We start from the raw sequence: 22,393 nt of genomic DNA, 5'->3' as shown, positions 1-22,393 counted from the left end.
GATTACATTTCCCTCAGTAAAATTAACAATTCTTTGGTCAGATTTAGGTAATCCTCAGAAGCTCGCGCCGAAGGTGCTGTAGCAAATACAGGCTTCCCATGGATTGCTGCTTCAGAAATCGTAATGTCTCTACGGATTTTAGTGTTTAATAGCCTTCCAGGAAATGTCTTATGAATCAAATCAGCAAACGCTGCATTATTTCTTCCACGATAGTTCCAGAAAGAGAGAGCGACACCGAGAATATTTAGGGGATGTCTTGAGGAAATGCCCTGAATAAATGAGGAAAGCCTTTCCAAACCTTTAACACTATAGAACTCGGGAGTAGCACAAATTAGAGCATATTTTGCTGCAATTAATGCAGATTCTGTAAGCCAACATAAAGACGGGGGAGTGTCAATGATGACATAGTCATACTCATTTTCAACAGAGGCTAAAATATGTTTTAATCGTTCGTGAGAATAACGATCCGCAGCTAGATTTCCAGAAACTTCAATACGTTCTAGCCAGGTGTCTGCGGGAATTAGATCTAATCCCGTATCTTCAATAGGACGAATCACCTCATGAATATTTTTTTCTCCCTGGAGCACGACAGCTAAGCTATCATAACAATCGGGATCAAGACCTAGTCCTGAAGTAAGATTTGCTTGAGCATCAAAATCAATAAGAAGCACGCGTGCGCTATGATATTGTGCTAAAGCAGCTCCCAAATGCAGAGTGGTTGATGTCTTTGCTGTGCCACCTTTAAAGCTATTGACAGCGATGGTTTTCATGCGAGATGCTCGTCCTTGGATCTGGGTTTTCTACAATAGTGGAGTTAAACTCAAAGAGTTCTTTTCTTCAAGTATAGTGTTTATGAATGTCTCTACTGTCATAGCATTTAAAACTCGGTTGTCTCGGGTGCGTACAGCTAGAGTATTTTCCTCTATTTCCCGATCTCCTAAAGTGACCATATAGTTGACTTGCATATTTTGTGCATTCCGGATTTTCTTGCTTACGGATTCATTAGAATCATCCAGGGTCACTACAAGACCTAATTTTTGCCATGCGGTAGCAAGCTCTTTAGCTCTGTGTTGATGGCGATCCGCTACAGTGATTAACCGAATATGTTCAGGGCTCAACCATAGAGGAAACTTTCCTTTAAAATGTTCGATGAGAATTCCTAAAAATCTCTCAATAGAACCAAACAAAGCGCGGTGTAGCATAATAGGAGTATTTTTCTCTCCCTGTGCATTTGTGTACTCCAATTCAAAACGTTCGGGCAGGAACATATCTAATTGTATCGTCCCACATTGCCATGTACGTTGAATAGCGTCTTTTACATGAATATCAATTTTCGGTCCGTAAAAGGCTCCGTCTCCAGGATTGATAATGAAAGGTGTGTTGGAATTTACAAGAGCACGCTTTAAAGCTGCTGTTGCTAATTCCCATAGCTCATCACTGCCAATAGTTGCTTGTTCTGGACGTGTGGATAGTTCTAGGTGATATTCAAGACCAAATGTTGAGTATAATTCAGAAACTAGATTTAAAATATTCAGAGTTTCTTCTTCCACTTGTTCGGGGGTTAGAAATACGTGGGCATCATCTTGATGGAATGCGCGTACACGCATAAGTCCCGAAAGAGCTCCAGAAATTTCATAACGATGCACGTGACCAATCTCAGCAACACGTAAAGGAAATTCCTTATAGCTGTGTAAGCGTGTTTTATAATATAGCATGCATCCGGGGCAGTTCATCGGTTTAATTGCATAGTCTTCTTCATCTATTTTTAGAGTATACATGTTCTCTTTGTAGTTGCTCCAATGTCCAGAAACTTCCCAAAGACTACGGTTCATAAGCTGGGGCGTTAAGATTTGCTTGTAGCCCGCAAGTTGATGGAGCCGTTTCCAATAACCTATTAAAGCGTCCCAAATAATCATGCCTCGAGGATGGAAAAAAGGCATGCCTGCCGAGCATTCTTGTTGTGAGAAGAGATCGAGTTTTGCTCCTAAAACGCGATGATCGCGTTTTTTTGCTTCTTCTAATTGATGAAGATGTTCTTTTAATTCCTTTGTTGTGGGGAAAGATACTCCATAAATTCTTACTAAAGATTCTCGACTAGGATCTCCTCTCCAATAGGCTGCTGATGTGCGTAAGAGTTTAAAAGCTTTTACGGGATTAGTAGAGGGGAGATGAGGACCCCGACAAAGATCTGTAAATTCTCCTTGGGAGTATGCTGTGATACTTTCTCCTTCAGGGAGTTCTTGGATTAACTCCAATTTAAATGGGTTGGAAGCGAATTCTTTTAAGGCTTCTTGTTTATGATGAAACGTTTTTTTAGATACTTCAAATTTTGCTTGAGCTATTTGCTCCATCATATTTTCGATCATGAGAAAATCGTCTTGGCTTACCGAAAGATTTGCAAAATCATAATAGAATCCCTGATCTATAACAGGACCGATTGTTGGAATAGCTTTGGGCCAGAGACGTAATACAGCCTGAGCTAAGATGTGAGCAGAAGTATGTAGAAAAATCTCTCGTCCTTCAGAATCTTCGAAGGTGACAAATCTTAGAGTATCTCCTTCTTTTAGGGTTGAGGATAGATCTTTAATTTGATCGTTTATGACAACGCCAGCAAAGTAATGAGAATTTTTTATTTTGCTCGCGAAATCAGCAGCAGTAGCGCCTTCAGGCAGCTCAAAAGTTTCATTGTTGCAAATTACGCGGATCATCTTCTCTCCATTAAGAGTTTTCCTAAGTCTGTTATTGTAACGTTTTTCCGGATCAAAGCAAGGGAGTTTTCTTAAAAAAAAATTTAATATTTAAGTGAGAAGATAAAGAATTTTTTTAGAGGTGTTTATAGATAAAAATATATTTGAGTTGGAGCCAAAGCTTTATTCTTTTACAATAAGCTATTTTCTATTCCAGAAATGACTTCTTCATGTCTATTTTTTTAGTGTTTTTTACCGCTTTTATCTGGTCCTCATCTTTTGCTTTTAGCAAATTAGCCATGGAGGCTTCAGCTCCTTTATTTGTAACGGGAAGCCGCATGCTTATTGCTGGTTTGGTTTTGGCAGCAATAGTTTTGTGGAAAAAAGGATCTTTGAAATTACCAAAACAGGTTTATATTCCTGTTTTAATTTTGGCTGTAGTTGGATTTTATCTAACGAATGTCTGCGAGTTTTTAGGTTTACAAAACTTATCTTCTTCAAAGGCTTGTTTTATCTACGGGCTTTCTCCGTTTGTTTCCGCTTTATTTTCTTATATTCAGTTACGAGAAACTGTAACGATGAAGAAAATAGGTGGTTTAAGCCTTGGGTTATTCGGCTACCTATCTTATCTATTTTTTGGGGGAGATAGTTCTGGAAATACATGGAGTTGGCAATTAGGGATTCCTGAATTGTTATTGTTGCTAGCGACCTGTTTTTCTGCTTTTGGTTGGACATTATTAAGAAAAATAGAAAAGAACTCCTCTTTATCGGTAATGGCGATAAACGCCTATGCGATGCTTATATCCGGAGTTTTATCTTTAGGACATTCTATAATTGTTGAGACATGGAACCCTATTCCTGTGAGTAACGGAATCGTATTTATTCAGGCAATTTTCTGTCTTGTATTGTTCTCCAACCTCATTAGCTATAACCTATATGCGAAGTTATTGAGAAAATATTCTTCAACATTCCTTTCTTTCTGTAATCTCGTTATGCCTTTATTTTCGGCATTTTACGGCTGGTTATTGTTAGGGGAGAGTCTATCAGGATCTTTACTACTAGCTGTTGTTTTTATGGTTGTAGGTTGTCGACTAATCTATCATGAAGAATTTCGCCAGGGCTACATTGTTTCCTGATGTACAGCAGCTTTACATAAAAAAGGCCCAACATAACGGTTGGGCCTTTTCATTATCTTAAGAACACAAAAGAATATCTTAACTAAAGATAGCTGTTGTTGTTTGTGTTTGAGAGTCAGCAATATTTTGTAGAGTTTGCAGAGCAGAGTTAAAACTTTGTTGTGATTGCTCTTGGAGCTGTTGCGCTTGTCCTGCGTACTGACTCTGAATAGAAGAAAGTTGTTTCAATTCTTCAGCGTGAGCTTCAGCCATACCTGCTTGTTTTTGGTGATGAGCAATTTCAGCACCCATAACACCTCCAACGATCCCGTCAATACCTGCTGTGAGAGCGTGGACCATCTGAGACATCTGCATGGATGTAGAAAGGGCTCTACCAGCAAAAGCTGCAGCACGTCCCCCTTGAGTTTTTACTACATTCATCCCTCGTGAAACTTTATCTTTCCAGCCGGGAGTGTTTAATGCTTTACCGAATAATCCACTTGAGCCTTTTGTAGCGCCCGCAGTAGCTTTTGCAGTAGCGGCAGCGATATCATCAGTTAATCCTGCTGCAGCCTTTGCAGCACCCTGAGCTGCCGACCCCGCAACACCAGAAGCAGCTGTTGTTGCTGTTTTAGTGGCTGCAGTGGCTGCATCTGTGGCAACCTTTGAAGCTTGAGAGGCTGCAGAACTCGCTGCCGACCCCGCAGCACCTGCTGTTTCTTTTGCAAAACCTGCAGATTTTAATCCTCCTAAGCTTTTTGCTGCAGAAAGAATACCTCCACCGACGGAAACTGCAAAACCAACGATGTTAACGATACCGGAGATCATACTTTGTTTAGCTTGAGCTTCTGTAGCAGCAGCTTGGTGACTTGCTTGAGTTCTAATGGCATTCCCTATTTCTGGAGCCATAGCTACTTGGTTTTGAATTGCCTGGTTTTGTTGTTGGAACTGTGAAGACCAAGATTTTGCACTAGATTGTGCAAGTAAGGTCATAATTAGTCCCAATAAGGCAAGAGTTCCCATACCTTTTTTGATTACTACGCCGTTAACTTCTGTACTATCAGGAACAGGAAGCTGGGGGAGCTCGTAGTTATTTTGCTGTAGACCTTTGGGTCCTTTTACAGCTTGAGCTGTAACAGTACTTGATGCGCTAGCTACTGACGTAGAATTAGAAGCTTTTTCAGATTTATCACTTTTAGAGCTTTTTGATGTTTGCGAAGCAGATTCTTTTTTAGAGGTTCCTTGACTTTGTGTCTCCTGGATTAAATCCTCAAAACCTGCAGCCGCAGCCTCTTCTTGAGTTCCTTTAGCATTAGCTGGTTTTTGTTGTCCTTGAGCTTTAGAAGCCGCCTGACTGGCATTTTGTGCAAGCTGAGCAGCTAATGAAGGATCAGTATTGTTATTTCCACTAACTCCTGATGTCATAGCAAAAATGTCCCCTTAATAAATAATTTTATACTGCTGACGCTAAGCCCGAGCTGATAGCTTGGAAGGCTTTAGTAATCTGAGCACCTAATTTAGTTGCTTGTTGCTGCATTTCATTTGCACTGTCAGTTTGTTTCGCGGCGATTTTACTTGCTTGTTGCCAAAACATCGTAAACATCTTCATCATCTCAGATTGCGCGGTGAGCATTCCTGTTTTTTTCTGAATGTCGGCAAGTTCGGTTTGCATTTCAGATAATTTAAGATCTCCAATACCCTTAACTAGGGCAGGAACGGCAACCATCGTCCCCAGTGCCGCAGAGACCCATTTATTTCCTAAAGTATTTACTACCTTGGCAAGTTTTGGGAAGGATTTAGCAAGGGCTTTTTGTCCTGTTTGGAAGATCTTAGACATGTTTTTCATCAATGTTTTCACAGCCGCTTTAATAGCCGCTTTGATGGCTTGTTTAACACCTTGTTTTATAGCCGCTTTGATAGCTTGTGTGATAGCTTGCTTAACGGCCTGAACGATAGCCGTTTTGACAGCTTGCATCACAGCTTGCATGGTAACTTGTGTGGCTACAGTTGTTGCTACAGTTGTTGCTGCGGCAGTCCCTGCGGTAGCTCCAGCAGTTGCGGCAGCAGCGGCAGCGGTAGCTCCAGCGGCAGCAGTTCCTATAAGTCCTAGACCACAAGTAAATAATGCGGCGACAATAGAGATCACAGTGATTGTTACAGAAATAGCAATCATCACAGTGTTTACGGTGTCCATAGTACTATTGTCACCTGCTTTCTCTTGAATCTCTTTCATTTTTTGGAATTCTTCACGCTCGGAATCGATTTTCAATCCTTGAGACTCTAAGGATAAACGGTTCATAGTTGAAGCTTGGGCTTGTGTACTTTGATAGTCAGAAAGAGCCGAAGCTGTAGCTTCTCCAAGAGCAGCAATAGCTTTCGCTAAGGCCATGCTAATTTCCATAACTTCCTCTCTAGGCTTAGTTATGGTAGGTTTAGGAAGAGCTGGAGTTTCTAATCCTTGAATAGAAGATTTTGATGTCCCATTGACAATAGAGGCGACTAACTCTTGAATTTCTTGTAACTGTGAAGAATCTATAGAAGATAAAGAAGAGATCGTAGTCTCCAATGTTTTGTTAGCTTCTTCAAGTGTAGCTTGTAAGTTTGCAGCTTGGAGAGCAGACGCGCCCGCAGTTTGGTTAGCTCCGGCGGCAGCTTCTGCAGATTCAGCCTCTTGCCCCGCGGCAATTCCTTGCCCCGCCATGATATTCTCTGAATTTTGAGCTTCAGAAACGGCACTGGTTTTTTCTTTACCTTGTGTTCCAGCAATACCTGCGTCACTTTGCATTTCAGCATTTTTTCCCTGTCGGGTTTGCTGAATTTGCTTAGTTTCATTGCCAGCAAGTTTATCAGGGTTTGGTACAGCTTGTGGTGTAGAAGCTAGTACCTGAGCCAAAATATTTTTCTGGTTGGTATTGTCTGGACCTGAGGTAGAGAGAGACATCTTCTAAATTACCCTATGTTTTTTAATTTTTTCTAATGCTCTGTTTGTCAGAGATATGTTTATTGACTGTTGAAGATAGATTCTTCAATCCGTGGAGAACTGAACCTAAATCTTCAGCAAACTTCGCATCTTCTTTAGGATTGTTAAATAAACCTTCTGTTAAACTCTCAATAGGTAGGGAATCTAAAGTGCCATTTAACGCAGCCATCATTTGTGCTAATTGTTTTTCATCTTGAATCCCAGAAAACGTCTGAGCTAGAGGTAAATCTTCATAAATAGAGGAAACTAAATTCTCTAGATTTGAGATTGCTACTTCTTGTTTGTCTGTTTCATTAGTGAATAACACAGGCGCGGTATCTGCATGTTTCGCAGATGTCTTTTTGGTAGTGGTTTTTTTCGTTTTTCTAACTTTTTTATTCATGTTGGATTTCTCCTAACCCTAATTAACGTTTCCCACCGGATCTTTTTTTGGCCGGTGTTTTTGATTTAGCAGTGGTAGTTTTTTTCTTTTTTGGAGTTGTTTCTTTGATCATATCTTTGAGAGAGTCTTTCATAATGTTGCAGCGTTCTTTCAAAATTCTGAATTCAGGTTTGTTAGCGCAAATATCGATGGTAATATCTAGAAAATCTCGAGATTCCTCGGCTTGATCTATCTTCATCAAACTATCAGCTATGTAGTAAGGAGGGATGGGGTTTTGAGGCTCGGCATCAAAAGCAAGGAAGAAGCCAAAGGCTGCTTCATTGTACATTTTGAGCTGGTGATAGCATGAGCTTAAACCTAGGATATACTTGTAGCACTGAGGTTTTGAAGCTGTAAGGATTTGGAAAAGACCAATGGCTTCGTTATACTTCCCTTGAGAATAGAAGCTATAGGCGATTGTATAGATCTCTTCTAATAAAACATCGGATAAACCTAAGATTTGTTGAAGAGTTAATCCGTCTCCAAGGCCTTTTAAGATGTCCAACAAAGCTTTCTTTGTTTCTTCTTCTGTAGGGACTGGGTATTTCTGTTCTAAATCATTAGCCTTAGCTTTTTTTTGTGCAGCAAGCTCAGCGAGTCGGCTACGTGTTTTTTTGTTAAACGAGGCTGATGGCTTTTTAGAATTATTTGAAGTAGGCTTGCTCATTAATTATAATTCCTAAAATTAAAATTATTTAATTCATAAATCAATTTTAAAATTAATTAATTCGAAAAACAAGTTATTAATTGAATGTATTTGTGATCTTTATAAATAATTATTCTGTAAGTAGTTCTTATTTCGAGGTTTGGACATTATAAAAATTAGGTTTCTTGACATTAGTTTTTGGGTATTTTACTTTTTGCTTTCGCAAGATCCTTGATTAGAATTTGCTATGAGTTCACGAAATCCTATTCAATTACTTGATACAATCACTATCAATCAGATAGCTGCGGGAGAGGTGATTGAAAACTCTATATCTGTTGTTAAAGAGTTGGTGGAGAATGCCTTAGACGCGGGAGCTAATGAAATAGAGGTAGAAACTCTAGGAGGAGGACAGGGCTTAATCATTGTAAAAGACAATGGTTGTGGGATGAGCTCCGAAGATGTTGCTCTTGCTCTTAAGCGTCACGCCACCTCAAAGATAGGCGAATTTTCCGATGTTTTTTCTTTATCGAGTTTTGGTTTTCGCGGGGAAGCTCTTCCGGCAATAGCCTCTATCTCTAAAATGGAGATCCTTTCTTGTCCTATAGCAGGAGAAGGTTCTAGAACAATCATTCACGGAGGGGAGGTTATTCTATCCGAAACTAAGCCTCGTCAACTAGGGACTACGATTTCTATAGACTCGCTATTTTACAATGTTCCTGTGCGTCGGGGATTTCAGAAAAGTCCTCAGACAGATCGGATAGCTATGAGAAAGCTGTTGGAGAATAGGATTTTATCTGTAGAGAATGTGGGCTGGTCATGGATAAGTGAAAGACAACAGGAATTTCATATTCTGAAGCATCAGGATTTTGCTGAGAGGGTGGCTTTTGTGATGGGAGATGGTTTCATGCAGGAAGCTCTACGCCTGGATAAAGAAGGTAATCCTGCGCGTGTTGTAGGTTTCCTAGGTTCGCCAGGCTTTCATAGGCCCACACGGTTAGGGCAAAGGGTGTTTATCAATGACCGTTCCGTAGATTCCATGTTTATATCAAGAAAGATAAGCGAGGCCTACTCAATGCTTTTGCCTCCGCAAAGATATCCTGTTTTTGTTTTAAAACTTTATCTGCCCCCAGAGTGGTGCGATTTTAATGTCCATCCTCAAAAAACAGAAGTAAGAATTCTTAGAGAAGAGTTTGTTGGAGAATTTCTCTCAGAGGCGGTAGGAGAGGTATTAGCTCGTCCTCAAGAAGTATCTGTTTTTGAGAAAACAACAATTGCTTTGCCTGCGCTACGTTTCTTTGATGAGCAATGTTTTGAGACTGCTTCAAAAGAGTCTCACAGCCCTGTTTCTTTGCCAGTAGTAGAATTGAGATCGTCCTCCTTCGCTCCTCTTCCTTTCTTGGATAGAGAACAAGATCCTATGGCTAAACAAACGGAAATTCCCTGGGGAGCTGCTCAAGAAGTCCGTTTTTTAACTTCTTTAGGGAAAATAGTTCTTGCAGAGGACTCGGAAGGGGTTCATGCTATTTTTACAGAAGCTGCTAGAAAACATTTATTTTATTTGTCTTTGGTGGATAGCCATCAACATAATTATAAAAGTCAGTCTTTTTTGGTTCCTTTATGCTTAGAAGTCACCCCTGAAGAGCGCGTTTTCCTTTCCTCTCATATTGAGGAATTTAAACAGTTAGGAATAGAAATCTCTCAAATGGGCCCCTGTGTATTCGCGATTGAAAGTGCTCCCACATTTGTGGGTGAAGAAGAGTTAAAATCCTGGATACTTTCTTTAGCGGAAGAAGGTCATGCCAAAATTGATAAAAGATCCATGGCTCTTTTAATCAAGGAAACTCTAACAGGGACTATATTTTGTAAAACATTGCGGACATTCGATATTTCTTGGCTGTCTTTGCTCTGGCAATTAGGTAAGCCTGAAAAAGCATTTGACGGCACACAAATACGTCGATTAGTTTTAGACGAGGATTTTATTAAGGAGTAAATTATGTTCCAAGATCGCATAGCTAGAGCTCAAGCAGCTCTTAGAGATTGTGGTATAGATGGATTTGTGGTAGAAAGAAGTGAGGATCTTGCATATTTTCTCGGAGATAAAGTAACCACAGGAACACTTCTCATAGGTAAAGACGAGGCGGTATTCTTTGTCTATCGTATGGATAAAGATCTCTACGCAGATCTTCAAGGACCCTCTCTTATATTTTGTGATAGAAATATAGCAGAATTTTTTCTTCCCTATCTTGAAACAACAACTTATCAAACTTTAGGTTTTGACAGTCTCCACACCTCATATCATAGATATCAAGAAAGAGAAAATGCTTCTTGCTCTTGGGTGCCTACAACATTATTTACAGAAAAGTTGCGTAGCATAAAATCTGCAGATGAAATAGAAAAAATGCGTCAAGCAGCCACTTTAGGTTCCGAAGGATACGATCATGTTCTTTCGGTATTACAAGAGGGTATAACAGAACAAGAAGTTGTGCGCCTACTTCGTGTATTTTGGGCTAAAGCCGGTGCTGAAGGACCTTCATTTTCTCCAATTGTGGCTTTTGGTCATCATTCTGCCTTTCCTCACGCAGTTCCTACAGACAGAACATTACGTAAAGGGGATATCGTACTTATTGATATAGGAGTTTTATATCAGGGCTATTGTTCGGATATGACACGGACAGTGGCATGGGGTCGTCCTGATACACGTCTTGTTGAAAGTTATCCTGCCGTTGTAGAAGCTCAGCAAGCTGCTATGAAATTGTGTTGTGCCGGAGCTTTATGTCTAGATATTCATGAAGAGGCTGTACGCATATTAAGAAAATACGAAATCGAAGAATATTTTTGCCACGGCGTAGGACACGGTGTAGGAAGGAGTATTCATGAATATCCTCAGCTTTCTCCAAAATCTGCCTCAACTACTTTAGAAACTGGAATGACAGTTACTGTTGAGCCTGGGGTTTATTTCCCAGGAATTGGAGGCATACGTATCGAAGATACGGTGTTAATAGATGGTGATAAAAATTTTAGTTTAACCGATCGACCCGTATCCAGGGAATTAGTTTTCTTATAAAAGTATTCTCCCTTTGTTTAATTATTTTTTAATGTTAAACACTCTTACTTTTGTTTGTATAAATTGATTTTTTTTCTCTAATCGGTTATCTTATAACTTTATTTTTAGTTTGTTTCTAATATGCACCAGCTTTTTTCGATCGGATACAGTCTGATAAGTATCGCTGCCTTACTCTGGATGGTGTGTGGAGCCCCGAATCACTTAGAAAATCTTTATAGTATTTCTTTGAATTTCGAGGGTTCGAACGGAAAACAAAAGACGTTCCCCATGGCTCAAAACGTCTCTTCAGGGATTTGGTCTTTAGAGTTTTCCGAGCTTAGGGAAAGACTGCCAGATCTTAGGCAAGAACTTATATTTTTAGGGAGCAATAAGCGTCCTGACGCTCCTGGAGGCAAATTTTTTTTAGAGCTAGCTACTTCTAAGGATTCCTGTGTGGCTGGCGTTAATGAAAAAATATATTTACAGGTTATTCCCTCCCCCGAGGGGGGAGTCTTTACTTTTAGTCCCGAAGGAAAACCCACGGACCTGTGGTTGGAATGTCGGCCTTTGAGTATGGATAACCGTATAGAAGTAAAAGTGCGTTTAATGAGCGTAAATAAGGAGCTAGTTGTATCTCCGAAAGAGAGAGAAACCTTATTTTTAACCGCTCCTGCTAAAGGATTAGAATCTTGGGAAATTGGTGGGATTCGTGTAGATGCGAGTTTCCCTGTGAAACAAAAGATTCGTCGTGTAGGCACTGATAAGTTCCTTTTGATGCACGGTGGATCGGATTATGCTGATAAAGCTGTTAAGGAGCGAGTAGATTTTGTCTCTCTGTCTGACGAGAATTACAGCCGTTATCTGGCTGTTGGGGATATTTTGCTTTGGGATGGAAATTGCTGGGAGACTTGTGGGGAATTTCGAGGAGAGAGTTCTCAGGCACCTCTATTAGAAGTTAAGAAAATAGACGAAAAAGTCATGGTTATAGAGTTGTGGAACGTCGGGGGAACCTCCCACCAGTCCATGAGTTTAGTAAAAACCATGAGTTCTCCTATAGAGATTACTGAGATCGTTAAGGAATTTGAATTTATTGGGATGCGTTCCTGGTCTCGTCCTATTATACAAGCTGGGGGACAAAGGATGATCCTTTCTCCCGATGATTGGGTAGTCTACACGGGAAAAACTTGGGAGAAAATTTCTCGCAAAGAACAGTTGGAGGACTACCTTTCAGGAAAGACTCAAGGGCCATTATTGGTTTTTGATAAATTAGAAAAAGATTCTAGAGAGTTTGTCGTTCGTGCTCATGTATTTAATGCACAAAGAACGTTAGTAGAGTCTGTGACGCTGCCATTGAAACAGGGTTTTGATTCTGGATCCTCTTCTGCTAAAGAAGAGGTGCATCCAGGGCGACAATCGCTTGTAGGTGGTGAGGGAACCAATCGTGGGGGATCATAAATGCGTTTTTTGCGTAATCCTTTAGTTTATTTCTTTGGATTGTCAGGACTGGCATGTTGTGCACCTGGTCTAGCTTTGACTATTTCGGAAAAAGCCGCATCCTTAGAAAAATCCAGAGATTTTATAGATAGTTCCCCAGGCTTGGCTTCATTTAATGCAGATATGAAGGAGTGTAACCTTCAGCTAAAAACTCTTTATGAAGAGGCCGCAGCTCTGCGAGCATCAGGATGCGAAGATGAAGCGTTATGGAAAGAGCTTCTAAGTAAGCTGTCAGAGGTTAAAAAGCAAATTAAGCATATAGAAAATCTTTGGTCGGCAGAGATTCGCGAAAGAGGAGAAAATCCTGATGATTATGCCTTGTGGCATCATCCCGAGACGACAATTTATAATTTAGTTTCCGATTATGGTGAAGATAACGTTGTTTATCTAGTTCCCCAGGATATCGGATCGATTAAAGTCACAGCATTATCAAAATTTACTGTTCCCAAAGAGGGTTTTGAAGAGTGTCTCACACAATTACTAACGCGTCTTGGTATTGCCATACGTCAGGTAAGCCCGTGGATTAAAGAGCTCTATATAACCCACAAAGAGAGCTGTGGGGTTGCTGGAGTTTTTTCTTCTAGGAAGGATTTAGATTTGCTTCCCTCAACTTCCTATATTGGTTATGTATTAAACTCGAAAAATATCGACGTACGCGCAGATCAGCATATCTTAAGAAAATTTGCTAATCTTGATACCACACATATTGATCTTTTTGGAGGGAAATTATGGGTATTCGGTTCTGTTGGGGAAATTAGCGAACTTCTTAAAATTTACGATTTTATCCAAGAAGATAGCGTTCGTCAGGAATATCGCGTTGTTCCTTTAACAAAGATGGAAGCTTCGGAAATGATCTCTATTCTTAAGGCAGCTTTTCGAGAAGATATTACTAAAGAGGGAGATGATGAAAACCTCGGTCTTAAAGTTGTTCCTCTACAACATCAAGGACGCTCTTTATTTTTAAGTGGTACGGCTACTTTAGTTCATCAAGCAATTGATTTGATTAAAGATCTTGAAGAGGGGATTGAGAACCCTACAGACAAAACTGTCTTTTGGTATAGTGTGAAGCACTCTGATCCTCAAGAACTCGCGGTATTATTATCACAAGTGCATGATGTTTTTGCAGGTAAGGAAGGTAGTTCGCTTACTTCTTCTGAAACTATGTTAAGAGAAGCTGCCTCCACGATAAATATCGATACATCTTCAGTAGGAACTGCCAAAGAGGGTTCTGTAAAATATGGGAATTTCATAGCAGATTCTAAGACAGGCACTTTGATCATGGTTGTGGAGAAAGAAGCTCTACCCAGAATTAAGATGTTATTAAAAAAACTCGATGTGCCTAAGAAAATGGTTCGCATCGAAGTTTTGTTATTTGAAAGAAAGCTTTCTAACCAACGTAAGGCGGGATTGAATCTTTTAAGACTTGGAGAAGAGGTCTGTAAGAAAACATCAGGAGCGGTCTCTTGGACAAGTTCAGGGATTTTAGAATTTTTATTTAAAGGAAGCACCGGATCTTCTTTGATCCCTGGCTATGATCTTGCTTATCAATTTTTAATGGCTCAAGAAGATGTACGCATAAATGCAAGCCCTTCTGTTGTGACAATGAACCAAACTCCTGCAAGAATTGCAATTGTGGAAGAAATGTCGATAGCAGTTTCCGCGGATAAGGAAAAAGCTCAGTATAATCGTGCCCAATACGGAATTATGATTAAAATGCTTCCGGTAATTAATGTGGGCGAGGAAGATGGGAAAAGTTACATTACCCTAGAGACCGATATTACCTTTGATACTACGGGTAAAAACACTAATGAGCGTCCTGATGTTACTCGACGTAATATCACCAATAAAGTGCGTATTCCTGACGGAGAGACGGTAATTATTGGAGGTTTACGTTGCAAGCATGCCTCTGATGCTCAAGATGGTATTCCTTTCCTCGGGGAAATTCCTGGTGTAGGGAAGTTGTTTGGGATGAATTCTACGTCTGATAGTCAAACAGAAATGTTTGTGTTTATCACTCCGAAAATTCTAGAGAATCCTGTAGAGAAAAAAGAGCGTCATGAAGAAGCTATTCTTTCTTCGCGTCCTGGAGAAAACGCTGAATTTCGTAAAGCACTATTCGCTGGAGAAGAGGCTGTAAAAGCAGCACATAAAAAATTAGAACTGATTTCCGCCATAGAACTACCAGCGTCTCAATTAGAGGGGCTAGAGTATGATGGGCGGTAAAACGTTACTATCTCAAGAGCTTTTAAATGCTTTGCCTTATAGCTTTTTAAAGAAACACTGTTTGTTGCCATTAGAAGAGCAGGAAAATAATGTAACAATAGCTTATGCGAAGATTACTTCACTCATGGCGAAAGATGAAGTCCAGCTACTTATAAAAAAGCCTGTGCTTTTTGTTCTTAAAGATGAGACAGACATTTTACAGAGTTTACAAAAGATCTACTCTAATTTAGAGGGCAAGGCGTCTGATATGCTGTTAAGCATGAAAGAAGGTGAGTCTGCCCAAATAAATGAAGAGGAAGATCTTTTAGAAAGTACGGATTCTGTTCCCGTTGTGCGTTTTTTAAACCTGATTTTAAAAGAAGCTATTGAAGAACATACCTCGGATATTCATTTTGAACCTTTAGAAGATGCTTTACGCATACGCTACCGTATAGACGGAGTTTTGCATGATCGTCATTCTCCACCAGCACATCTATGTTCAGCATTAATCACTAGAATTAAAGTGTTAGCGAAGATGGACATAGCTGAACATCGTCTCCCTCAAGATGGAAGAATAAAAATCCAAATAGGGGGTCAGGAAATTGATATGCGTGTAAGCACCGTTCCTGTAATCTATGGCGAACGTGTTGTTCTTAGGATTTTAGATAAGCGTAATGTGATTTTAGATATCTCTGGGTTGCAAATGCCTAAAAATATCGAAAATTCTTTTAAAGAGGTGATTGCAGTTCCTGAAGGGATACTTTTAGTAACAGGTCCTACGGGAAGTGGAAAAACAACAACACTCTATAGTGTTATCCAACATCTTTCGGGACCTTTTACTAATATCATGACAATAGAAGATCCCCCTGAATATAAGCTATCTGGGATAGCTCAAATTGCTGTGAAACCAAAGATTGGTTTGTCGTTTGCTTGCGGTCTAAGACATTTATTACGTCAGGATCCAGATGTTTTGATGGTTGGAGAAATTCGTGATCAAGAAACAGCAGAAATTGCTATACAGGCAGCACTAACAGGGCACCTTGTTGTAAGCACGCTGCATACTAATGACGCAGTTTCTGCAATTCCCCGTCTTTTAGATATGGGAGTAGAGCCTTATTTATTATCAGCAACAATCATTGGTGTTGTTGCTCAAAGATTAGTAAGAAAAATATGTCCTTACTGTAAACAGCAATGCACAGCAGATGTTCAAGAACGGGTATTCTTAAAATCTATAGGTCAAGATCCCGATGTATCGCTATATCGCGGAGAGGGATGTTCTCATTGTTTCCGCTCAGGGTATAAAGGACGTCAGGGAATTTATGAATTCCTACATCCTGATACAGCTTTACGTTCTGAAATCGCCACGCATAAACCTTATCATGTATTGCGAGAACATGCTGAACAGAAGGGATTTCGTCCATTACTGCAACATGGAGTTGCTTTAGCGTTGTCGGGAGAGACAACATTAGCAGAAGTATTCCGTGTTACGAAACGGTATGACTAAGGAGGAGATAAAGATATGCCTCGATATCGCTATACCTACCTCAACGCAAAAGAACGACGTAAACAAGACTGGCTAGAAGCATTACATATTCAAGAAGCAAGAGAAAAGCTTGCCCAACAAGGAGTGCAATTGCTCTCTATTCGGGAAGTGCCTCCGCGTCGTGTACGAATAAAAAATAGCGAGTTGATCATCTGTTCAAAACAGATGCTTCTTCTTCTTCGTTCCGGATTACCTCTATATGAAAGCCTATCTTCCCTTCGAGATCAATATCAGGGACAGGGAATGTCAGGAGTATTGACGGCATTCATGGAAAATTTACGTTCGGGAGGCTCCCTATCACAGGCAATGGCAGCATATCCCGCTATTTTTGATAATTTTTATCGCAGCGCCGTCCTCGCTGGAGAAAGTGTAGGGAATTTAGAAGGATGTTTGCAAAACATTATCGCTGTTTTAGAAGAACGTGAGCAAATGTCTAAAAAGCTTATGGCAGCTCTTAGTTACCCAATAGTTTTACTTGTGTTTTCTCTAGCTGTAATTCTCTTTTTTCTCACAGGAGTAATTCCCTCTTTAAAAGAGACATTTGAGAATATGGAGCCTAACACACTTACTTCTATAGTGTTTGGTCTTAGCGATTTTGTTTGTAAGTATAAGTATCTTCTTCTTGCGACATTAGGAGCTGGGATAGCAAGTATAGTCGTTACACGACGCAAACCCTTTTGGAAAAAATGGTTTGAAAAAACCCTATTTTCAATTCCTGGCGTGAAGAAATTCTTTATTAAATTAGGATTTAGCAGGTTTTGTTCAGTAGTTTCAGCAATTCTTCGTGGTGGTGGAACGCTGATAGAAGGATTAGAGTTAGGCTGTGGGGCAGTTCCTTACGATATGTTGCGTGAAGATATGACACAAATAATCCACGCTGTTATCGAGGGAAGCTCATTAAGTAAAGAATTAGCAAAACGACCTTGGGTGCCAAAATTAGCATTGGGAATGGTCTCTTTAGGGGAAGAATCCGGAGAGCTTGCTGATGTATTGGGGCATGTCGCTCATATTTATAATGAGGATACCCAAAAAACACTAACCTGTATAACTTCGTGGTGCCAACCGGTTATCCTGGTGTTTCTTGGAGGAATTATAGGAATTATTATGTTGGCAATACTTATTCCGTTAACCAGCAACATTCAAATTTTATAGAACAAACAGGGCAAAAGTTATGAAAAAACAAAAACGTAAACAATCCATCACATTGATCGAGATGATGGTTGTTATCACACTAATCGGTATTGTTGGAGGAGCTTTAGCTTTTAATATGCGTGGTAGCATTCAAAAAGGGAAAGTTTTTCAATCAGAGCAAAATTGTGCCAAGGTCTATGACATCTTAATGATGGAGTACGCAACTGGAGGGGCATCTTTAAGAGAAATCGTAGATCAGAAAGAATCTGTTCTTGAAGGAGCCGCATGGTGCAAAGACGGAAAGAAATTATTAAAAGATGCTTGGGGAGAAGACATTGTTGTAAAACTCAATGATCAAGGTGATGATTTGATAGTGTTTTCAAAGAGAGCCACCGGAACAAATAGTAAGCGCGGATAAAGATTCCTATGACGCTTCATAAAAAAAGATCAAAGCGGAGCTTTCTGCTGATAGAGGTATTGCTGTCATTATCATTAGTTTGTCTAGTGCTAATGCCCTGCATCCGTTTTTATTGTGGCGTTCGTAGATCTTTCGAAGACGATATTGTTAATTTACAGTTGCCCGCTGTAATTGATAATTGTTTTTTTGCTGTTGAAGATAGCATGCGGGAGCAAATGCTCAATGGAAATTTTCCTAAACCGGGTTCTGGAGAACTTTCCTGTGTTGTTTATACGAGTCGGGGAAATAAAATTCCTATTCCCTACGTATATTCTATAGATATTCGTAAGGGGGTGCGTATAGAGGCTAACATTGTAAAAGCATGTTTTGCAGATGTTGTCATTGAGATTTTCCCTAATCAAAAATATACAACCTCCGTGCAAAGAAGTTTATGTGTAGTAATATAACATTCCTAAAAAAAAGGAAACGGTCCTTCCTGCTTATGGAAGTTCTAGTATCCATAACTCTGTTTGCCCTCCTTTTTAGTGTTTTGGGGTTTTGGCAAAGGCAAATGTTTTGCTCTAACAGACGTGACGAGCGTGCCTATAAAACTTTTTTACAGGAAAGCTACGCTTATAAGAAGTTGCGCACTGTATTTTGCTCGACATTGCGCATTGAAGAGATTCCAGGAGCTTTATGTTCTGTAATTTTTGATCGAGGGGTATATCGAGATCCTGAGCTTGCCGGCGAAGTCGCCGGTTCTCTATACTACCATCAAAGTCAGGGCAGGTTAGAATTGCAAATACGCAGTTTGCGAAATCATACTAAGGTAGAAACCGCATTACTTTTAGATAACGTCTTAAAAGTAGATATTGTTCCTCAGAGGAACACCACGGATGAGGAGCTTCCAGGGAGATTATTGATAGTAATTCATAGGAGTTTCCCTGAAGGTAATGAGCGGATGCTCTCATATCAATTCGCGTTGGGGAAATAGCTATGCAGTCTTACATTTTTACTTTATTATGCCTGGCCTCCTTAATTTCCATGGTATCTTTTGACGCTGTAAATGCGAGAAAGCGTTGCGTATGCTCTCGGATTATTGAAAGTAATGAGAATCTCTTTACCGCACAGCGTTCAGCATGTGCCGAGGTGGAGTATCAGGAAAAATCTAAAAAGATTTCCGCTCTAGAGAAGATTTCTAAAGATGAAGAAATTTTTTCTCCAAAAAAGATAGCAAAGGTAGCTACTAAGAAAAAACGTAAATATCGTCTCCTAAAAGTACCATTTTCACGACCACCGAATAACTCTCGATATAACCTCTATGCTCTCATGCAAGAATCTCCCGAATATTATGCAGACGCAGCATCTTGGCATGCAATATTTGTGCGCCTCTTAAAACGTGTTTACGTAGATACTGGATCCGTACCGCCAGGATCCGAATATGCGATCACCGAAGCTTTGCTAAGTAAAAGAGCGGAAATTCTAGAGGGAGGAAAAAAGTTCGGTCCTGATGTTATCGAGACTCTCACCCTTCCCTCTCAAGAAGCGGATATTCTTTACACAATGTTGCGCGGCTCTAAAAAAACCCAATCTCTTTTAAACTTTCTTCATTATGAGGAGAAGTCCCAAGGTTTAATTAAGATAAATTTGATATTTGCTGATCCCTTGCTTTTGGAAGCTATTGTAGATCATCCAGTTGCATGTCAAGAACTAGAAGCTCTTCGCGGGGGAATTTGGGAAAGTGTGAAACGTCAAGAACAGTCTATTCAAGAGCACGGAGAAGCGGCAGCTTTAGAATTGTTTAAAACACGAACGGATTTTCGTATGGAATTAAGGGATAAAACCCAGGTTCTTCTCTCTCAGTATGACCTGCTTCCACTGCTGAATAAAAAGATCTTCGACTTTACATTAGGGAGTGCCGGAGATTATATTTATCTTATTGATCCAGAAACAGGAGCTGTTTCTCGATGTCGCTGTTCTCCAAAGAGTAGTAAATTATAATTAAAAATTTCTTATTTATCTTTAAATATTTTTTTTGATAATTGTCTATTATAAGTATTTTTAAATAAAAAAAGATTTTTTAAAGGTAAGGCCATGGCAGATGAGACACCAAAAGAAAACTCTTCTTCAAAAGAGTCCCCCTCTCAGTTTGAGTCTTTGAAGCGTAAGGTGAAGGATTTACACGCCAATCCTAAAGTGGGAAGAATGAAGAGGTTCTTTTCTCATCACGCTCGCGAAGCCATTAGTGGAGCACTAGTCCTAGTCGGTATTATTACTGATTTTGTATCTTGGGTTGGTGGCTTATTCGTCGCCTGTGGTTTGGTGCTAGGTTTTTATCCCGAGATCCGGACTGTTTTGAAAAATCTTCAAAGCTACTATGCGAAGAACGGCCCTGCAAAGAACGCTCTTCTTTGCGGTTTACTGCTATTTTTTCTTTTGAACGTCTTCCCCTTTACACTATCGTTTTTAGTCTTATGTTTGATTCTTGTTTTACTTGGAGATAACAAAGACAATAAGAACAACGACTCTTCTCAAAAACCTCTATAATCTAGAGAAACTTTAGCGAGAAAAGCTGCTTAATTTAGGTAGCTTTTTTCCGCTGTACTTCTATTTTTTTCTACAACTAGCGTTATTTTAGAAAGTTCTTTTCCTATAGAACTTTAGGGCTCGATCCTAAAAGCATGATGGGAGCTTCCTTAAACCACGCTAAAGTGAAATAGTCGATTTGCTTGACTATGAACCACCAAGCAAGAGTTAAGAATAATAGACCCATGAAGGCTTTCAAAGCAGAAAGAAGATAAATAACCTGAACCTGTGGAGCCATCCTATTGATAATTCCTAAGAATAGATCGGACATGAGCATGGCTACTGCTGCTGGGGCACTAAGTTGGATAGTCATAACAAGACATAGCTGACACATTTTGATTAGCGTAATCCAAATCGGCGCATCTAAGGACATCATCTCCATAGGGAGAAACTTATGAATAGGAATTATTTCCAGAGACTGTAGTAAGATTGTTAAAACAATCCTATGTCCTCCAGCAAGCCAGAAAACTATAGTTACAAAGTAATGATAGAAGATTCCATGAGGAGAAGTTTGCTCAATGGAAATCAGTGATGTTGCTCCTTCTAAACCTTGAATACCCTGTTGGTTGGTAATAAACGATCCTGCAGATTGGGCGGCATAGAAAGGAAAAGATAAGATGAAACCAATTAACGTGCCTATGCAGAGCTCTTTGACAATGAGGATATAGAACACGTCATCATCTAGATAGTTTGCAATATGGGTGCTCATCAATACCTTAGGAAAAATAATAGCCACCCAAGAGAGCGCAATACCTATTTTAATAGGTGCTGGGAATAACTTACCTCCCAGGAAGGGAACAATAGCAAATATGGGAAGTAATCGAGATAAAAGAAGCAAAAAAACGCTCCAAACATAGGCAGGAGGCTTTTGCAAAATATAATCAAGATATGAAGAACCAAAAACAGAAACAAGCTCTGGTAAAGAGATTGCCATAGCTGTTTATTTCCATTTATAAAAGTTTTGGAAGATCTGAGAAGCAAAACGGAAAATCATATTGCTTAACCATCCTCCGGAAATCATCAAGGTACCAAAAATAACAACGAGTTTAATAGCAAAAGCGAATGTTTGCTCTTGGATTTGCGTTGCGGCTTGGAAAATTGCGACCATGATACCAACAATAGAGGCAAGGATAATAGGAGGCGCAGAGATAATCAAAATCAGTAACAATGACTGATATGAATACTCAAAGAGCATAGATTTAAAACTTGCTGCAAGTGTTATCACGGCATATCCCTATTTAAAGCTAATCATGAGACCTTGAAGTAATAACGTCCAACCATCCACCATCACGACAAGAAGTAATTTTAACGGTAGCGAAATAGATAATGGAGAAAGCATCATCATTTGCATAGCTACCAAAACGTTTGCTGTGACCAGATCAATCACAAAAAACGGTAGGTAAATTAGAACGCCAATTTCAAAAGCATTTTTAATCTGCCCCATAATAAAAGCAGGAATAATAATCACGAAATCCGAGGCTGTCATATGCTCACGGATCTCTTGTGGAAACGTTTTTTGAGAAATCTTATAAAAACTTTGGATCTGAGCTTTCGGTGTATTGCGTATTAAAAAGGATCGCAAAGGCTCTTTAGATTTGTTTAATGCTACGAAAACAGTTTCAGCTCCTTCTGCAGAAAATAAATCTCTAGGAATAGTATTTCCTTGTATCTCTTTCCTAGCGTCGTTGTACATAGCAACTCCCGTAGGAAACATCACATAAATAGAAAGAATCAATGCTATACCGTTAAGGACCTGGCTAGGCGGTGTTTGTTGAACACCCAAAGCATTCCTTAATAGAACAAGAGTGATGATAATTTTTAAATATGATGTTAGCAACATCACAAGGAAAGGTGATAACGCTAAGAAAATTAAGATAATTGCTTGTGTTGTCAGATCGGGATATGTATCCGAAAAACTCCCTTCAGAAAGATGTTCTTGAGGGAGTACATCATTAGCAGTTACTCTTTCTCGGAAAGTCGGCTGAGGGTAAGTTTTTTTTACCTCAGGTTGTTGAGCAACTATTGATAATTCTGTAGATGTAGGGGAGTTACAACGAGAAGAGCAAGACGACTCGTAGGTATCTGCAAAACACCACGGTGCGCTCAAGATAAACATACAAAGGAAAGTACGAAAAATGAAACGCATGA

The 22,393-nt window shown here is 39.7% G+C and carries 21 protein-coding genes; 12 read left to right on the top strand and 9 right to left on the bottom strand.

What is annotated here, in order from left to right; translation table 11 throughout:
• Nucleotides 1–2 precede the first annotated feature (2 nt).
• Entirely contained in the window at nt 3–770 is a 768-nt protein-coding gene (locus C10C_RS04860; RefSeq protein WP_117274693.1) for a ParA family protein, read from the bottom strand.
• Nucleotides 771–800: 30 nt separating this feature from the next.
• The gene (gene thrS / locus C10C_RS04855) at nt 801–2,708 is read right to left on the bottom strand and encodes a threonine--tRNA ligase (protein WP_117274692.1); all 1,908 of its coding nucleotides are present in this window, start codon (nt 2,706–2,708) and stop codon (nt 801–803) included.
• 209 nt (nt 2,709–2,917) lie between these two features.
• On the opposite strand from thrS, the gene C10C_RS04850 reads away from it, so the two are divergent.
• Complete coding sequence (locus C10C_RS04850) at nt 2,918–3,823, top strand: DMT family transporter (protein WP_117274691.1); 906 nt, start codon at nt 2,918–2,920, stop codon at nt 3,821–3,823.
• 78 nt (nt 3,824–3,901) lie between these two features.
• Here the strand turns inward: C10C_RS04850 and sctE are convergent, their stop codons facing one another.
• Genes sctE through C10C_RS04830 form a run of 4 tightly spaced genes read right to left on the bottom strand, consistent with a single transcriptional unit; the run spans nt 3,902 to nt 7,870 of the window.
• Nucleotides 3,902–5,227, bottom strand: coding sequence for a type III secretion system translocon subunit SseC family protein (gene sctE / locus C10C_RS04845; RefSeq protein WP_117274690.1), 1,326 nt, complete (start codon nt 5,225–5,227; stop codon nt 3,902–3,904).
• Between the two features lie 28 nt (nt 5,228–5,255).
• Nucleotides 5,256–6,743 carry a secretion system protein gene (locus tag C10C_RS04840; RefSeq protein WP_117274689.1) on the bottom strand — a complete coding sequence of 496 codons (1,488 nt, stop codon included), beginning with the start codon at nt 6,741–6,743 and terminating at the stop codon, nt 5,256–5,258.
• A 22-nt stretch (nt 6,744–6,765) separates the two neighbouring features.
• Complete coding sequence (locus C10C_RS04835) at nt 6,766–7,164, bottom strand: hypothetical protein (protein ID WP_117274688.1); 399 nt, start codon at nt 7,162–7,164, stop codon at nt 6,766–6,768.
• Nucleotides 7,165–7,186: 22 nt separating this feature from the next.
• Nucleotides 7,187–7,870 carry a SycD/LcrH family type III secretion system chaperone gene (locus tag C10C_RS04830; protein WP_117274687.1) on the bottom strand — a complete coding sequence of 228 codons (684 nt, stop codon included), beginning with the start codon at nt 7,868–7,870 and terminating at the stop codon, nt 7,187–7,189.
• Nucleotides 7,871–8,096: 226 nt separating this feature from the next.
• Here C10C_RS04830 and mutL point away from each other — a divergent pair, with 226 nt between their 5' ends.
• From mutL to C10C_RS04775, 11 genes are all read left to right on the top strand, one after another.
• Nucleotides 8,097–9,839: a DNA mismatch repair endonuclease MutL gene (mutL, locus tag C10C_RS04825; protein WP_117274686.1), complete on the top strand. Its 1,743-nt coding sequence runs from the start codon at nt 8,097–8,099 to the stop codon at nt 9,837–9,839.
• 3 nt (nt 9,840–9,842) lie between these two features.
• The gene (locus C10C_RS04820; RefSeq protein ID WP_117274685.1) at nt 9,843–10,913 is read left to right on the top strand and encodes a M24 family metallopeptidase; all 1,071 of its coding nucleotides are present in this window, start codon (nt 9,843–9,845) and stop codon (nt 10,911–10,913) included.
• Between the two features lie 120 nt (nt 10,914–11,033).
• Nucleotides 11,034–12,347, top strand: coding sequence for a hypothetical protein (locus tag C10C_RS04815; RefSeq protein ID WP_117274684.1), 1,314 nt, complete (start codon nt 11,034–11,036; stop codon nt 12,345–12,347).
• Nucleotides 12,348–14,609: a secretin N-terminal domain-containing protein gene (locus C10C_RS04810; RefSeq protein WP_117274683.1), complete on the top strand. Its 2,262-nt coding sequence runs from the start codon at nt 12,348–12,350 to the stop codon at nt 14,607–14,609. It begins immediately after the preceding gene.
• Nucleotides 14,596–16,092, top strand: coding sequence for a GspE/PulE family protein (locus C10C_RS04805; RefSeq protein WP_420808133.1), 1,497 nt, complete (start codon nt 14,596–14,598; stop codon nt 16,090–16,092). The genes C10C_RS04810 and C10C_RS04805 overlap by 14 nt, the downstream gene beginning before the upstream one ends.
• A gap of 15 nt (nt 16,093–16,107) precedes the next feature.
• On the top strand, nt 16,108–17,283 hold the full coding sequence (locus C10C_RS04800; RefSeq protein ID WP_117274682.1) for a type II secretion system F family protein: 1,176 nt from the start codon (nt 16,108–16,110) through the stop codon (nt 17,281–17,283).
• Between the two features lie 19 nt (nt 17,284–17,302).
• Nucleotides 17,303–17,680 (top strand): type II secretion system protein, encoded by a 378-nt coding sequence (locus C10C_RS04795; protein WP_117274681.1) that lies wholly within the window; start codon nt 17,303–17,305, stop codon nt 17,678–17,680.
• Between the two features lie 8 nt (nt 17,681–17,688).
• Complete coding sequence (locus C10C_RS04790) at nt 17,689–18,126, top strand: type II secretion system protein (protein WP_174222238.1); 438 nt, start codon at nt 17,689–17,691, stop codon at nt 18,124–18,126.
• A complete protein-coding gene (locus C10C_RS04785) occupies nt 18,111–18,653 on the top strand; it encodes a DUF1494 domain-containing protein (RefSeq protein ID WP_117274679.1) in 543 nt (180 codons plus the stop codon). Before C10C_RS04790 ends, C10C_RS04785 begins: the two co-directional genes overlap by 16 nt.
• A gap of 2 nt (nt 18,654–18,655) precedes the next feature.
• A complete protein-coding gene (locus tag C10C_RS04780; RefSeq protein ID WP_117274678.1) occupies nt 18,656–19,660 on the top strand; it encodes a hypothetical protein in 1,005 nt (334 codons plus the stop codon).
• A 93-nt stretch (nt 19,661–19,753) separates the two neighbouring features.
• Nucleotides 19,754–20,206, top strand: coding sequence for a hypothetical protein (locus C10C_RS04775; RefSeq protein WP_117274677.1), 453 nt, complete (start codon nt 19,754–19,756; stop codon nt 20,204–20,206).
• A gap of 103 nt (nt 20,207–20,309) precedes the next feature.
• On the opposite strand, the gene C10C_RS04770 is transcribed toward C10C_RS04775, so the two are convergent.
• From C10C_RS04770 to sctR, 3 genes are read right to left on the bottom strand one after another with little or no spacing between them, the layout of a single operon-like run.
• Nucleotides 20,310–21,179, bottom strand: a complete 870-nt coding sequence (locus tag C10C_RS04770; RefSeq protein ID WP_117274676.1) for an EscT/YscT/HrcT family type III secretion system export apparatus protein — start codon at nt 21,177–21,179, stop codon at nt 20,310–20,312.
• 6 nt (nt 21,180–21,185) lie between these two features.
• Nucleotides 21,186–21,470, bottom strand: a complete 285-nt coding sequence (sctS, locus tag C10C_RS04765; RefSeq protein ID WP_117274675.1) for a type III secretion system export apparatus subunit SctS — start codon at nt 21,468–21,470, stop codon at nt 21,186–21,188.
• A gap of 9 nt (nt 21,471–21,479) precedes the next feature.
• A complete protein-coding gene (gene sctR / locus C10C_RS04760; protein WP_117274674.1) occupies nt 21,480–22,391 on the bottom strand; it encodes a type III secretion system export apparatus subunit SctR in 912 nt (303 codons plus the stop codon).
• Between the last annotated feature and the right edge of the window lie 2 nt (nt 22,392–22,393).

This window comes from Chlamydia poikilotherma, from assembly GCF_900239975.1.
Classification (GTDB): domain Bacteria; phylum Chlamydiota; class Chlamydiia; order Chlamydiales; family Chlamydiaceae; genus Chlamydia; species Chlamydia poikilotherma.
Note: the sequence above shows the minus strand (reverse complement) of the source record. Positions and strands in the feature narration are given on the sequence as shown.

Bases quoted from the DNA above. Each gene is read 5' to 3' on its own strand.
- C10C_RS04810 (WP_117274683.1), top strand. From the start codon at position 12,348: ATGCGTTTTTTGCGTAATCCTTTAGTTTATTTCTTTGGATTGTCAGGA.
- C10C_RS04770 (WP_117274676.1), bottom strand. From the start codon at position 21,179: ATGGCAATCTCTTTACCAGAGCTTGTTTCTGTTTTTGGTTCTTCATAT.
- C10C_RS04820 (WP_117274685.1), top strand. From the start codon at position 9,843: ATGTTCCAAGATCGCATAGCTAGAGCTCAAGCAGCTCTTAGAGATTGT.
- mutL (WP_117274686.1), top strand. From the start codon at position 8,097: ATGAGTTCACGAAATCCTATTCAATTACTTGATACAATCACTATCAAT.
- C10C_RS04835 (WP_117274688.1), bottom strand. From the start codon at position 7,164: ATGAATAAAAAAGTTAGAAAAACGAAAAAAACCACTACCAAAAAGACA.
- C10C_RS04830 (WP_117274687.1), bottom strand. From the start codon at position 7,870: ATGAGCAAGCCTACTTCAAATAATTCTAAAAAGCCATCAGCCTCGTTT.
- C10C_RS04790 (WP_174222238.1), top strand. From the start codon at position 17,689: ATGACGCTTCATAAAAAAAGATCAAAGCGGAGCTTTCTGCTGATAGAG.
- sctR (WP_117274674.1), bottom strand. From the start codon at position 22,391: ATGCGTTTCATTTTTCGTACTTTCCTTTGTATGTTTATCTTGAGCGCA.
- C10C_RS04785 (WP_117274679.1), top strand. From the start codon at position 18,111: ATGTGTAGTAATATAACATTCCTAAAAAAAAGGAAACGGTCCTTCCTG.
- sctE (WP_117274690.1), bottom strand. From the start codon at position 5,227: ATGACATCAGGAGTTAGTGGAAATAACAATACTGATCCTTCATTAGCT.
- C10C_RS04815 (WP_117274684.1), top strand. From the start codon at position 11,034: ATGCACCAGCTTTTTTCGATCGGATACAGTCTGATAAGTATCGCTGCC.
- C10C_RS04860 (WP_117274693.1), bottom strand. From the start codon at position 770: ATGAAAACCATCGCTGTCAATAGCTTTAAAGGTGGCACAGCAAAGACA.
- C10C_RS04805 (WP_420808133.1), top strand. From the start codon at position 14,596: ATGATGGGCGGTAAAACGTTACTATCTCAAGAGCTTTTAAATGCTTTG.
- C10C_RS04795 (WP_117274681.1), top strand. From the start codon at position 17,303: ATGAAAAAACAAAAACGTAAACAATCCATCACATTGATCGAGATGATG.
- thrS (WP_117274692.1), bottom strand. From the start codon at position 2,708: ATGATCCGCGTAATTTGCAACAATGAAACTTTTGAGCTGCCTGAAGGC.
- C10C_RS04780 (WP_117274678.1), top strand. From the start codon at position 18,656: ATGCAGTCTTACATTTTTACTTTATTATGCCTGGCCTCCTTAATTTCC.
- C10C_RS04850 (WP_117274691.1), top strand. From the start codon at position 2,918: ATGTCTATTTTTTTAGTGTTTTTTACCGCTTTTATCTGGTCCTCATCT.
- C10C_RS04800 (WP_117274682.1), top strand. From the start codon at position 16,108: ATGCCTCGATATCGCTATACCTACCTCAACGCAAAAGAACGACGTAAA.
- C10C_RS04840 (WP_117274689.1), bottom strand. From the start codon at position 6,743: ATGTCTCTCTCTACCTCAGGTCCAGACAATACCAACCAGAAAAATATT.
- C10C_RS04775 (WP_117274677.1), top strand. From the start codon at position 19,754: ATGGCAGATGAGACACCAAAAGAAAACTCTTCTTCAAAAGAGTCCCCC.